Below are 13,708 nucleotides of genomic sequence, written 5' to 3'. Positions count from 1 at the left end.
TAACATATATATATCATAACATAGGCGCGGATGTATTAACAGATGCAAAATAAAAACGGACACCATACGATCCTTACCATATGATGTCCGTCCTTTATTTTGTTATTTCATTCTATCTGATAATTACTTATCAAGGGAAACCTTAACCTTCTTAAGCTTCCAGATCTCCTTTGCATACTCCTCGATAGTTCTGTCTGATGAGAACTTTCCAGCACATGCTGTGTTGAGCATAGCCATCTTTGCCCAGCCCTTCTCATCCTGGTATGCCTTATCAACCTTCTGCTGAGCCTCTGCATATGAATCGAAGTCCTTAAGGATGAAGTATACATCTTCCTTTGTAAGAGAATCATAGAGATCTCTGAATCTGTCCGGATCATCCGGTGCATAAGTACCATCGATAAGCTGTGTGAGAACTCTTCTTACAGCCTGGTTGTTATTGTAGATATCCATTGGGTTGTAGCCGCCCTCGCGCTCATACTTCATAACCTCTTCTGCTGAAAGTCCGAAGATAAATGCGTTCTCGATGCCAACTTCCTCAACGATCTCTACATTTGCTCCGTCCATGGTTCCAAGTGTAGGTGCACCGTTCAGCATGAACTTCATGTTACCTGTACCTGAAGCCTCTCTTGAAGCTGTTGAGATCTGCTCTGATACATCTGCTGCTGCGAAGATGATCTCGGCATTGGATACTCTGTAGTTCTCTATAAATACAACCTTGATCTTGCCTTCGATTGAAGCATCGTTGTTGACAACATCTGCAACTGAGTTGATGAGCTTGATGATAAGCTTAGCTCTCTTATATCCTGCTGATGCCTTTGCTCCAAAGATGAATGTTCTTGGGTACATATCGAATTCTGGCTCTGTCTTCAGTCTGTTATACAGATGCATAACATGAAGGATGTTCAGAAGCTGTCTCTTGTACTCATGAAGCCTCTTAACCTGTACATCGAAGATTGAACGAGGATCTACATCCACATTGTTGTGCTCCTTGATGTACTTTGCAAGACGGATCTTGTTCTGGTACTTGATGTTCATAAACTCATGCTGGCACTTCTCATCGTTCACATATACCTTAAGCTTCTTAAGGTGTGAAAGATTGGTTATCCACTCGTCACCGATCTTGTCTGTGATCCAGTTTGCAAGAAGTGGGTTAGCATGAAGCAGAAAACGTCTCTGAGTGATACCATTTGTCTTGTTGTTGAACTGCTCTGGTCTCATCTCATAGAAGTCCTTAAGCTCTCTCTCCTCAAGGATCTTGGTATGAAGAGCTGCAACACCGTTTACCGAGTAAGAACCTGCAATTGCAAGATGAGCCATCTTAACCTGGCCATCGTACAGAACTGCCATATTCTTAACCTTATCCTGGTTGCCTGGATACATCTCCTGGATCTTGAGAACGAATCTTCTGTTGATCTCCTCAACGATCTGGTAGATACGTGGAAGCAGTCTTGAGAACAGCTCGATAGGCCACTTCTCAAGTGCCTCTGCCATGATCGTATGGTTGGTGTATGCACATGTTCTTGTTGTAATATCCCATGCGTCATCCCACTCAAGGCCTTCCTCATCCATGAGGATTCTCATGAGCTCGGCAACTGCTACTGTTGGATGTGTATCATTCATCTGGAATGTCACCTTCTCTGGCAACTTGTGGATGTCCTTGTTGAGCTCCTTGAACTTGAGGATTGCTCTCTGAACTGAAGCTGAGATGAAGAAATACTGCTGTCTCAGTCTGAGCTCCTTACCTGCGTAGTGATTGTCATTTGGATAGAGAACCTCAACGATAGTCTTTGCAAGGTTCTGCTGCTCTACTGCCTTCTCATACTCACCCTTATCAAATGAGTCAAGGCAGAACTCCTGGATTGCCTCAGCATCCCAGATTCTAAGTGTATTTACAACGTTGTTGCCATAACCGATGACTGGAAGGTCATAAGGTACGGCACGAACTGACTGATATCCATCCTGTATAAAGTAGTTTCTGCCATTCTTGTTCTCAACTCTGACATATCCACCGAACTTAACTTCAACAGCGTACTCTGAACGCTTAACCTCGAATGGGTTGCCATCCTTGAGCCAGTCATCCGGCATCTCAACCTGATATCCATCCTTGATACCCTGCTTGAACATACCATACTTGTATCTGATACCACAACCGTATGCAGGATAACCAAGTGTTGCCAATGAATCAAGGAAACAAGCTGCAAGACGTCCGAGACCGCCATTACCCAGAGCGGCATCAGGCTCCTGATCCTCTATAAAGTTCAGGTCAAATCCTAACTCGTCAAGTGCTTCCTTAACTGCATCGTAGTAAGTCAAGTTGATAAGATTGTTACCGAGTGCTCTACCCATAAGGAACTCCATAGACAGATAATAAACTGTCTTGACGTTCTTCTTCTCATACTCCTTGTGTGTAGCAATCCATCTGTCAATGATGTCGTCCTTTACTGCGTAGCTGACTGCCTGGAATACCTGCTGTGGAGTAGCCTCCTCGATAGGCTTGCGGAAAAGGGTCTTTACGTTAGTAATGACTTCCTTCTTGAAGCCTTCCTTATCGAAATCTGCTAACATCTTCATCTGATTCATTCCCTCCTTGGATAAATAGATATAATTTTTTCCATTTTCACTGTTTCATTCTATCATCAACCTTTTTTTTTAACAATACATGAGAAAAAATTTGTTAAATAACACTATAAAATTAGACTATAGTCAAATAGAATTTGCAGTTTTTTTACATAAAAGGCGATAAATGTCTGATAATATCGAGATTAATTGGGGGTTCTTGCGTTTTCAATGATTACCAGAATATTGTAAATGCACCACGTATACGATATAAAACCCCTGGGAGAGGCAACTCCCAGGGGTTTTATATCTAACTTCGTCCGTATCCACTCGGCATGCAGCACACGCAAGGCATACCGCCCATGCAGCACGACATGAGAGCACATATAGTACAAATATTGTTGCAAAACTTTCCGCCGGTCGGCATATCCATTCCATACCCGGCACCTCTGTCCATGTACCACTGACGGCCGCTCTTGATGGACTCATACGCCTGGCGGTATTCCTGATTGCCCGGCTCAAGCTCCATTGCACGCTTCAGCATCTCCATGGCTCTTATCTGATTGCCAAGTCCGGCGTTGCACACGCCACTGTAATAGTGCCACTTGGCATCGTGATTCTCTATCTGATTGAGGACGTTCTTCGCCTCCTCATAGCTTCCGCTGTTCATATAGTTCTTCGCGGCCTGAAAATATCTGGAATCTTTATCATTCGGATCGTAGTCATTCTGTCTCTGATAGCCACCGAAACCAAATGGGCCAAATTCTCCGAAACCGCCAAATGGATCACCATACTGTCCGTAGCCTCCTGACGAACCGCCGTAAGAACTTCCACCATACGGACCATATGAACCGCCAGATCCATAACCGCCGCCGTAGCCCTGCGAGCTTCCAGTTCCATACCCACCAGCACCACCGTAACTTGCACGGTCAGCCTCGCCGCTCACTATGGACTTGTAAGCCTGCTGTATCTCCTTGAACTTTTCCTCAGCCTCATCCTTGTGAGGATTGTTGATATTCGCATCCGGATGATACTTCCGGCTCAGCCTTCTATATGCTTTTTTTACTTCTTCTTCGCTGGCACCTCTTTTGAGTCCCAGCACCTCGTAAGGATCTTTCATAATTTATTCCTCATCGCCGCATCTTCTATTTGTAGTCGAATAATATGCTTCCCATATTCCTGAGTATATTATGTTCCTGAGTATACCTACATTTTCAATAATAGGAAGCATCTCATACTCTTTTGCAAGTGGTGCCACCATCATCATCAGAACATCCTTCGTCCACTCTGCAAGCTCCTGCCATTTGTCCTGTTCTATGGTTTTATCTGCCCCCACTGATTGTACCTCAACACCCAGCTCATGCGCAAGCCTGCACACGAATGGATTGTAATTTCCAGCACCTATATCCTTCTCTATATCGTCATACGCGTCCATTATGTAGACAAATTTGCCCAGATAATAGCCTATGGTGCGGAGATATGATTCCCACTCATCATGTTTCGGGGCACATATCTCTGCCATTATATTGCCGAAATGCCCTGACAATGCATCCATGTCATCGGATCCCACCTCCTCAAGCTCACTTATCGCCTTGAGGTTCTCCGCAATAACCTGGATCTTCTGTTGATAATCTTCCTTGAGCCTCCTGCCATTTTGTCCTGCGAGCAGTACATCCGCATACAGCTTTCGGGTAAGCATATGCTCATCATCCCAGTCATCTATACATTTATAATAGGTAAGGATCACGTTCATATCAGCAACATAATCTGTGTACTCGTTCTGTACATAAGTATGCTTCGATGTCGGGTGTGCGATACATCTTCTGCTGCCCGAGTGCTTCTCCGGTTCGTACAGTCCCGTCAGAAGAAGGACCAGAAATGTCATATCATAGCTGAGACTTATCTGTCCTCTCGCACCGTATCTGTCCTTCAGCGATTTGCACAGGCCACAATAATACCTACGGTATTCATCATATTCTTTCATCTTAAGCTCAGGCTGGTTCACCACTATATATCCAAACATCTCTCAATCTCCACACTGTATTTCAACTCAAAATATCTAAAGTCCGCATCATCACTAAGACTTCTTCACAAATCTGTTGCCGCACTTAGGGCATCTGATCTCTATCTTGCCCTTTCCCCTTGGAACTCTGATCATCTGCTGGCATTTGCTGCAGACAAATATCTTGTATTCCTTGCCGGCTTCCTTCTGTTTCTTCGCACGCTTGAATATATTTCTCACGCCCGCGGTATGCTCCATGAACCATCTGTTCTGAGCCGCGCGCTTGTCATAGTTCTTGGACATGATCCTCACATATCCATAAGCGAACATGAAAAGTCCAAGGAGATAAAATATCCCTGTCTTGATAAATGCATCCAGCACCATAAAAATCAATCCGCCCCAGGTAAGGAATGATGACAACTGATCGTTGCCGTACCTGGATCTCATAAATCTTATAAATTTGTCTTTCATAATTCACCATTCTCCTCGCAAATTCTTACATTGTCTCCAGCTTCTCTGCGGATTCCTGAAGCTGCCTGTAGGCTTCCTTCATCCTGCCCATCTCCACATCATCTACATGATTCATGTCAGTTCGTGTCACAAGCTTCTTCAGATACTCGCAGTCGCTCTTGATCCGTTTCATCTCCTTCTTGTCGAGCTGTGCGCCCTTGGTCTCAAGAAGATTCTCTACCTTATATACATACGCCTCGGCCTCGTTCATAATGTCTTTGAACTCTCTAGCTCCAGCCACATCATCCTCGTACTTCTTCGCATCCTCCCTTGCTCTGCGGATCTCCTCCTCCGAGAGGTTGGTGCTGGATGTGATCACTATCTGCTGTTCCACACCCCTGCCAAGATCCTTAGCTGAGACCTTGAGAATACCATTTGCATCCATGTCAAATGTGACCTCAATCTGAGGAACGCCCGCCATGGCTCTCTTGATACCGCTGAGTCTGAAGTTGCCTAGCAGCTTGTTGTCCCTTGTGAAATGCCTCTCGCCCTGGTATACCTTGATCTCGACATCCCTTTGGAAATTGCCCGCCGTGGTAAATATCTTTGATGCTCTGGTCGGAATGGCTGAATTTCTCGGAATGATGACATTTGCCACGCCTCCAAGGGTCTCAATGGACAGCGAGAGAGGTGTCACATCCATGAGGAGAATGTCATTCACCTTGTTCGACACAGTGAGCTCGCCGCTGAGCTTGCTTCCCTGGACCGCCGCACCCATGGCAACGCACTCGTCCGGGTTCATATTCTTGGATGGCTCCCTGCCGGTTATGGCACGTACCTTATCCACAACCGCCGGTATACGGGTGGAGCCACCCACCAGCAGCACTTTGTCTATCTGATTTCTCGTTATGCCCGCATCGGATAATGCCTGGTTTACAGGTCCCGCCGTTCTCTCCACCAGATCATAGGTTAGCTCGTTGAACTGTTCCCTTGTTATCGTCATGTCTAGATGCACCGGCTGATTCTTCACTGTCGATATAAATGGCAGATTGATGTGTGCAGTCTGCGCAAATGAGAGCTCCTTCTTGGCATTCTCACAGGCTTCCCTCACTCTCTGGGATGCCGTGATATCCTTCGCCAGATTGACCTTTGTCTCCTTTTTAAAGGTCTTGATGACGTGATCCAGCAATCTCTCATCAAAATCATCTCCGCCCAGATGATTGTCTCCCGCGGTGGCAAGAACCTCTATTACGCTGTCCCCTATCTCTATAACAGACACGTCAAATGTTCCTCCGCCCAGATCGTATACAAGTATCTTCTGCGCCTGTCCATTGTCAAGACCATAGGCGAGAGCCGCCGATGTAGGCTCATTTATGATTCGAAGCACATTCAGTCCCGCTATTCTTCCGGCGTCCTTTGTGGCCTGTCTCTGGCTGTCGTCAAAGTAAGCCGGAACTGTTATGACTGCATCAGATACCGGTCCGCCCAGATAACTCTCAGCATCGCTCTTCAGCTTTGCAAGTATGATGGCGGATATCTCCTGCGGCGAATAGTCCTTGCCGTCTATCCTCTTTCTGTATGTTGTTCCCATCGCTCTCTTGATGGATGTGATAGTTCTGTCCACATTCACAGTCATCTGTCTCCTGGCAGCCTCACCCACCAGTCTCTCTCCATTCTTTGTGATGGCTACTATGGAAGGTGTGGTCCTGCCGCCCTCCGAATTCGGTATGACAGTTGGCTGATCGCCCTCAAGCACTGCCACACAGCTGTTTGTTGTTCCTAGGTCTATTCCTACTACTCTGCTCATATATGTCAACCTCTCTGTAATGGTATTCTAATCTACTCATGGGGACGGAGGGGTCAGGCACCTCCGTCCCCATCTATCGTATATAATAACCATCACTTATGAACATAATTTGGACAAAAAATAAAGTAAGTATAAAGTTAGGTTAAGAGAGTATAAAAAAAGAGGACGGAGGTTTCTGACCCCTCCGTCCCCGGACTTAATATTCTACTTTGATGCTTTCTCTGCCTTGATAACCGCCTGGAATTCCTTTATATCCTTTGCGATCTCTCCGCTTAATGCCAGCAGGCAGATAAGGTTCGGAATCGCCATGAGCGCATTCGCTATATCTGAGAAGTTCCATACAAGATCCAGTGATATCGTCGCGCCTACGTATACAACGAGCGAGAACACTATCCTGTATATCATATTGTACTTGTGCGACTTGAACAGGTACTCGAACGCCTTCTCTCCGTGATACTCCCATCCAAGGATCGTGGAGAATGCGAAGAGCACAATTCCTATAGTTACGAGCCAGCCTCCCACCTTGCCAAGTGCAGAGCCAAATGACAGTATCGTGAGAGCTGCACCTTTTATAACAGTTGAGCAGGCAAATGTTCCATCCTCAGCAAATGTATAATGGTTTCCGGCTGCATCAGTCCATGTACCGGTAAGACTTCCTATGGCTGCCTGACTCTCCTCCACCGCAAGCTCACTTGCAAGCTTTGTATTCTCATCCTTGTTGAGTTCGTCGGATGGAAGAACTGAAAGCGTCAGGGTATTTGACGAATTGGATGTATCTGTCAGAATGAGCTGGTCATCTGTGAATTCATATGTATAATCCGTCGTGGTAGTCTTGTTATCAGAATCAACAGCCTCCACAGTAACCGCCGTTCCGCTCACCTGATAGCTGCCCTTTGTACTGTTCTCAGTAATACCAAGCACACCCGATGATGCAATACAGAGACCTGTGATGGTACAGACTACTATGGTATCCCAGAATGTACCTGTCATATTGATGTAACCCTGACGGACAGGATTGTCTGTTGTGGCAGCTGCCGCCGTGATGGCCGCAGAGCCCATTCCAGCCTCATTTGAGAATACTCCTCTGGCAACACCGAATCTCATGGCATTCATCATAGCTGCTGTGATCGTACCACACAGACCGCCACCGACTGCCTTGACTGAGAATGCCATCTTGAATATCATGGCAACTCCTGCCGGAAGATTCTGGATATTGACGATTATTACAATAAGTCCGGCTACAACATAGAATATCGCCATCAAAGGAACAACAACTGATGACACCTTAGATATAGTCTTGATTCCTCCAACTATTATAAGAAGGGCAAAAACCGTAAGTATAATTCCTGTCACATATGTAGGCACGCTGAATGTGCTGCTAAGAGATTCAGATATGGAATTGGCCTGTGTCATATTTCCTATTCCAAATGAGGCGATGACTGCAAAGAGTGCGAACAGCCAGCCCAGCACTGCACCAAACTTCTTATGCTTGAATGCCTTCTTCATAGTGTACATAGGACCGCCGCTCATCTCGCCCTTGGCATTCACCTCACGATACTTGATAGCAAGCATACACTCTGAGAACTTGGATGTCAGACCAAATGCTGCGGATATCCACATCCACACCAGTGCTCCCGGACCTCCCGATACCATGGCCGTTGCAACACCAACGATATTTCCCGTTCCTATGGTTGCAGCAAGCGCGGTGGTCAGTGCCGAAAATGGTGACACGTCTCCGGTTCCTCTGCTCTTTGTCCTTGCCTCCTTGCTAAGTGTACTCTTCAGCGCATAGCCGAGATTCCTCCAGGGAAGAAACCCTGTTCTGATCGTCAGAAATATTCCCGTTCCAACCAGAAGCACCAGCATGACCGGTCCCCAGACAAATCCATCCACCGCCGACACGATCTCATTTAACTTTTCCATACAACCGCCTCCTCTTTCCAGGTTATCCATATCATCCGACCCGGCACTCCCCTCATTTTTTGTCCCGAATCAGTTTATATACCCGTAAATTTACTTTATTTTTGCCGTAAAGTCCAGAGTATTGTGGTGTTATGGTTATTTTCCTTTATTAATTAAGTTATGTGGGCGGTTGGCAAAATATAATGCGGTGTGGTGGTCATTTAAAATTCACCGTTATCGGACATATCTCCGCCTTGGTTCCAACTCTCATATCGGGGCCAAACACACCGACTCCGGATGTCACTATGTTATGCATACCGTCAACATTCAGGTAACCGCAGGAATTTTCCCACATCATCGCCACAAGGATGTTGCCTGGGAACATTTGTCCGTCATGGGTGTGTCCACACAGGTCCATATCCACACCTGCCGACGACAGCTCCTCCAGCTCCTTTGGCTCATGATCAAGGATTATGATAGGTTTTGATTTGTCCATATTTTTCGTGATCTCGTCTGCGGATACTCTGTCTGTGACTCCATTTCCCGGTCTGTGGGCATCGCGGCGGCCATAGATGTATATGGAATCGTTTATCAGCACTCCCTCGTCACGAAGAAGAGTGATTCCCGCTTTCTCCATAAACTCGTCCATCTCCGGACTGCTGGTCTTCTCCTTCTGTCCGCCAAATGTAAATCCGGCAAGCACCTGCTCCTGTATGTCGTGGTTACCATAGCAGGCATACACTCCATACTTTGATTTGATCCCCCGGAGTATTTTCTCAAGCTCCTCCGGCTGGTCAACGGCTTCCCATTCGTTGTCAAATATATCACCCGCTATCAGCACCAGATCTGCGTCCTGCTTATTTATGGAATTCACTATTCTTTGAACCTGCCTGACGCCTATGTTGTATCCAAGATGAAGATCTGCAACCAGCACTATCTTCATGGAATCCATCTTCTGACCATTCTCATCCCGTGCTTCCTTATTGATGGTCACATCATAAGGCGTCACCCGCACAAGTCTCGCATTTACCACTCCCCAGAATGATATACACATGATGAGTGTTGCGCACACACAGCCTACTATCCTGCGAATCCGCGGCACACATATCTTATCTTTGCTCACTCTGAATACATGAAGCAGTAGGAATCTTCCAAGCTCGGCTATCACTATGAAGAATATCATATAAAGCAGAACACCCAGCCAGTAATTTCCCACCAGCTTCATGCCACGTTTGAACCTTCCCTGTGGCAGGAAGAATGCGATCACCAGCGCCGACGCCAGAAATGCATATAGCACTATCGGGACTATCCAGCCCTTCTTGCCTTTGAGTTTCGGGAAATATGCCTGTACCCAGCCCTTTATTCTCCAGAACAAATATATATTTAACGCTATGTAAAAAGGTGCAATGAAAATTGCTATCATCTTTTTTCTCCTTTGTTTTTCTGACTGGCCAATATACATATTGACGGCAGTCCTTTGTACGATTTATTCATACAATAATATACTCCCAACACCACACATACACAAACTTAATAAATCGTAATTCCACCGTCATCCCCTAATATCCAAATATATTTAAAGAAAGTACAAAATTTTCCTAAATCACATAAAAATAGCCCGAAAGATACAAAATCTTTAAGATTTGTACCTTTCGAGCCGTATTCTCTTGATCAGGGATATTTTTTCCAAAATGCCTGTTTTAAACCCTAATATTATATCCCTTAGTCGTTCTTCTTCACTCCAAGAGTTACCTTCTCACCGTTGATGTTCCACTCTTTGGTGTATCCGTCAACCGAGCCGGTTATGATCTCTGTTGCCATAACGTCGCCGATGATGGCATCCGCATTTGCTGCGATGATGTCATTTGCCTTCTGGCTTCCGTCAGCGTATACAGTGATCTTGTCCATAACCTCGAATCCAGCCTCTTTTCTCATAGTCTGAACCTTGGATACTATCTCACGGACAAATCCTTCCTCAAGAAGCTCCTCTGACAGATTTGTGTCGATAACTACTGTCACACCGCCGTCTGCCTCAGATACGAAACCGTCCATCTGAGCCATGTCGATCAGAAGATCAGCCTCAGTGAGTACGATCTCCTCTCCGTCTGCCTCAAACTTCAGAGCGCCCTCTGCCTTGAGCTCTGCCATGGCTGCGTTGCCATCCAGTGCTGACAGATGCTCCTTGATCTTACCAAGGTGCTTACCGTACTTAGGTCCGACTGTACGAAGCTGTGGCTTGAAGCTGTATGTTGTGTAAGCGCTTACATCATCATCGAACTCAACGTTCTTCACGTTCAGCTCATCCTCGATGATAGCCTTCTCCTCACCGAAAAGCTTCTTGTCAGCCTTGACATACATCTTGCCGATTGGCTGTCTGTTCTTGATATTTGCTGTATTTCTTGCTGCACGTCCCAGAACTACGATCTTCAGGATCTCGTCCATAGCTACCTCGAGCTCTGGATCGATCATCTTCTCATCCACCTCAGGGAATGAGCACAGATGAACTGAGAGAGGTGCATCCTTGTCTATATTTCTAACCAGATTCTGGTAAATATCCTCTGCCATGAATGGGAGCATAGGAGCTACTGTCTGTGCTATAGTAACGAGCGCTGTGTAAAGTGTCATGTAAGCATTTACCTTGTCCTGCTCCATGCCCTTTGCCCAGTATCTCTCACGGCCACGACGGACATACCAGTTACTCATGTCATCCACAAACTCCTCGAGAACTCTTGTTGTCTCAGGGATCTTGTATGCGCCAAGGTTTGCGTCAACTGCCTTGACTGTTGAGTTCAGCTTGGACAGAAGCCACTTATCCATAAGTGACAGCTTGTCGTACTCTAGCTCATGCTCAAGTGGATTGAAGTTGTCTATATTTGCATAGAGTACATAGAACGCATATGTGTTCCACAGTGTACCCATGAACTTTCTCTGACACTCAACAACCGCATCCTCATGGAATCTGTTAGGAAGCCATGGTGCTGAATTGCTGTAGAAGTACCATCTGATGGCATCTGCACCGTACTTGTTCAGAGCATCCATAGGATCTACAGCATTTCCCTTGGACTTACTCATCTTCTGTCCGTCCTTATCCTGGACATGTCCGAGAACGATTACGTTCTTAAACGGAGCCTTGTCGAACAGCAGCGTTGAGATCGCCATAAGTGAGTAGAACCATCCTCTTGTCTGGTCAACAGCCTCACTGATGAAATCAGCAGGGAAGTGCTTCTCAAATATATCCTGATTCTCAAATGGATAGTGCCACTGTGCAAATGGCATTGATCCTGAATCGAACCAGCAGTCGATAACCTCTGTGACTCTGTGCATCTGCTTGCCACACTCAGGACACTTGATAGTTACAGCGTCGATGAACGGACGGTGAAGCTCGATGTCCTCAGGGCAGTTGTCACTCATTGAGCGGAGCTCTTCCTTTGATCCGATGGCATGTCTGCAGCCGCACTCACACTCCCAGATGTTCAGCGGAGTACCCCAGTAACGATTTCTTGAAAGTCCCCAGTCCTGAACATTCTTCAGCCAGTCGCCAAAACGTCCCTTACCGATGCTCTCCGGGATCCAGTTTACAGTGTCATTATTCTTAACCAGCTTGTCTCTGACTGCTGTCATCTTGATGAACCATGTATCTCTTGCGTAATAGATAAGTGGTGTGTCACATCTCCAGCAGTGTGGATACTCATGCTCGAACTTAGGCGCATCGAAGAGAAGTCCTCTTGCGTCCAGATCCTTGAGTACCTCAGGATCTGCATCCTTTACGAACATTCCGGCAAATGGAGTCTCCTCAGTGAGGTCACCCTTGCCATCTACAAACTGTACAAATGGAAGATCGTAGTTTCTTCCGACATTTGCATCGTCCTCACCAAATGCAGGTGCGATATGAACGATACCGGTACCATCTGTCATAGTTACATAAGTGTCACATGTGATGAAGTGGCCCTTCTTGTGCTGCTTCTCACATACAGGCTTTACGCACTCATAGAGTGGCTCATACTCCTTGTACTCAAGATCCTTACCGACATATGTCTCAAGAACCTCGTATGCAGGAACTGCTGCCTGATCGTCTGCTGCTTCCTTTGCAAGACCGCCGAGAACCTTGTCTGCAAGCGCCTGTGCAAGATAATATGTGTAGCCGTCTGCTGCCTTAACCTTCACGTATGTCTCATCTGGATTTACACAGAGTGCTACGTTTGAAGGAAGTGTCCAAGGTGTTGTTGTCCATGCGAGGAAATATGCGTCCTCTCCGATAACCTTGAATCTTACTACTGCTGAACGCTCCTTGACTGTCTTGTATCCCTGTGCAACCTCATGGCTTGAAAGAGGTGTACCACATCTTGGGCAGTAAGGCACGATCTTGAAGCCCTTGTACAGAAGTCCCTGATCCCAGATCTTCTTCAGCGCCCACCACTCTGACTCGATGAAGTCATCATGGTATGTTACATATGGGTTGTCCATATCAGCCCAGAAACCTACCTTGCCTGAGAACTCTTCCCACATGCCTTTATATTTCCATACGGACTCCTTACATTTCTGGATAAATGGCTCCAGTCCGTACTCCTCTATCTGCTCCTTGCCGTCGATTCCCAAGAGCTTCTCAACCTCGAGCTCAACAGGCAGACCGTGTGTATCCCATCCGGCCTTTCTGACTACGTTATGTCCCTTCATTGTCTGATATCTAGGGATCATATCCTTGATTACACGTGTGAGAACGTGTCCGATATGTGGCTTACCATTTGCTGTTGGAGGGCCATCATAGAATGTGTATGTTGGCAGATCCTTTGTCTCTTCAACACTCTTCTCAAATACCTGATTTTCTTTCCAGAAGTCCAATACCTTCTGCTCTCTGTTCACGAATTCCAGTTTAGTCGAAACCTTGTCGTACATGTCGTCTTTCCTTTCTGTGATAAATATAAAAAAGCCCTTCGTCGTAATCAGGACGAAGGGCTTTGAGTTCGTTATACCACCTATTACTTACATACTAA

General features: G+C 46.1%; 8 protein-coding genes. All 8 read right to left on the bottom strand.

What is annotated here, in order from left to right; all coding sequences use genetic code 11:
* Window positions 1-123: 123 nt before the first annotated feature.
* Window positions 124-2,565: a glycogen/starch/alpha-glucan phosphorylase gene (locus DWW70_RS07130; protein ID WP_055222480.1), complete on the bottom strand. Its 2,442-nt coding sequence runs from the start codon at window positions 2,563-2,565 to the stop codon at window positions 124-126.
* Window positions 2,566-2,866: 301 nt separating this feature from the next.
* Window positions 2,867-3,676: a J domain-containing protein gene (locus tag DWW70_RS15320; RefSeq protein ID WP_118649538.1), complete on the bottom strand. Its 810-nt coding sequence runs from the start codon at window positions 3,674-3,676 to the stop codon at window positions 2,867-2,869.
* Window positions 3,677-3,679: 3 nt separating this feature from the next.
* Complete coding sequence (locus DWW70_RS07120; protein WP_055145870.1) at window positions 3,680-4,579, bottom strand: DUF5685 family protein; 900 nt, start codon at window positions 4,577-4,579, stop codon at window positions 3,680-3,682.
* Between the two features lie 54 nt (window positions 4,580-4,633).
* Window positions 4,634-5,029 (bottom strand): hypothetical protein, encoded by a 396-nt coding sequence (locus DWW70_RS07115; RefSeq protein ID WP_055145873.1) that lies wholly within the window; start codon window positions 5,027-5,029, stop codon window positions 4,634-4,636.
* A gap of 25 nt (window positions 5,030-5,054) precedes the next feature.
* The gene (gene dnaK / locus DWW70_RS07110; RefSeq protein ID WP_055145876.1) at window positions 5,055-6,815 is read right to left on the bottom strand and encodes a molecular chaperone DnaK; all 1,761 of its coding nucleotides are present in this window, start codon (window positions 6,813-6,815) and stop codon (window positions 5,055-5,057) included.
* 204 nt (window positions 6,816-7,019) lie between these two features.
* On the bottom strand, window positions 7,020-8,738 hold the full coding sequence (locus tag DWW70_RS07105) for an alanine/glycine:cation symporter family protein (protein WP_118649537.1): 1,719 nt from the start codon (window positions 8,736-8,738) through the stop codon (window positions 7,020-7,022).
* 196 nt (window positions 8,739-8,934) lie between these two features.
* Window positions 8,935-10,140 (bottom strand): metallophosphoesterase, encoded by a 1,206-nt coding sequence (locus tag DWW70_RS07100; RefSeq protein ID WP_022217355.1) that lies wholly within the window; start codon window positions 10,138-10,140, stop codon window positions 8,935-8,937.
* 299 nt (window positions 10,141-10,439) lie between these two features.
* Window positions 10,440-13,610 (bottom strand): isoleucine--tRNA ligase, encoded by a 3,171-nt coding sequence (ileS, locus tag DWW70_RS07095; RefSeq protein ID WP_004852635.1) that lies wholly within the window; start codon window positions 13,608-13,610, stop codon window positions 10,440-10,442.
* Window positions 13,611-13,708: the final 98 nt, after the last annotated feature.

The sequence above is a fragment of the Coprococcus sp. AF16-5 genome, from assembly GCF_003479365.1.
GTDB lineage: Bacteria > Bacillota > Clostridia > Lachnospirales > Lachnospiraceae > Coprococcus > Coprococcus aceti.
Note: the sequence above shows the minus strand (reverse complement) of the source record. Positions and strands in the feature narration are given on the sequence as shown.

Excerpts from the sequence above, each read along its gene's own strand:
- DWW70_RS07130 (WP_055222480.1), bottom strand. The coding sequence starts at position 2,565 with ATGTTAGCAGATTTCGATAAGGAAGGCTTCAAGAAGGAAGTCATTACT.
- DWW70_RS15320 (WP_118649538.1), bottom strand. The coding sequence starts at position 3,676 with ATGAAAGATCCTTACGAGGTGCTGGGACTCAAAAGAGGTGCCAGCGAA.
- DWW70_RS07120 (WP_055145870.1), bottom strand. The coding sequence starts at position 4,579 with ATGTTTGGATATATAGTGGTGAACCAGCCTGAGCTTAAGATGAAAGAA.
- DWW70_RS07115 (WP_055145873.1), bottom strand. The coding sequence starts at position 5,029 with ATGAAAGACAAATTTATAAGATTTATGAGATCCAGGTACGGCAACGAT.
- dnaK (WP_055145876.1), bottom strand. The coding sequence starts at position 6,815 with ATGAGCAGAGTAGTAGGAATAGACCTAGGAACAACAAACAGCTGTGTG.
- DWW70_RS07105 (WP_118649537.1), bottom strand. The coding sequence starts at position 8,738 with ATGGAAAAGTTAAATGAGATCGTGTCGGCGGTGGATGGATTTGTCTGG.
- DWW70_RS07100 (WP_022217355.1), bottom strand. The coding sequence starts at position 10,140 with ATGATAGCAATTTTCATTGCACCTTTTTACATAGCGTTAAATATATAT.
- ileS (WP_004852635.1), bottom strand. The coding sequence starts at position 13,610 with ATGTACGACAAGGTTTCGACTAAACTGGAATTCGTGAACAGAGAGCAG.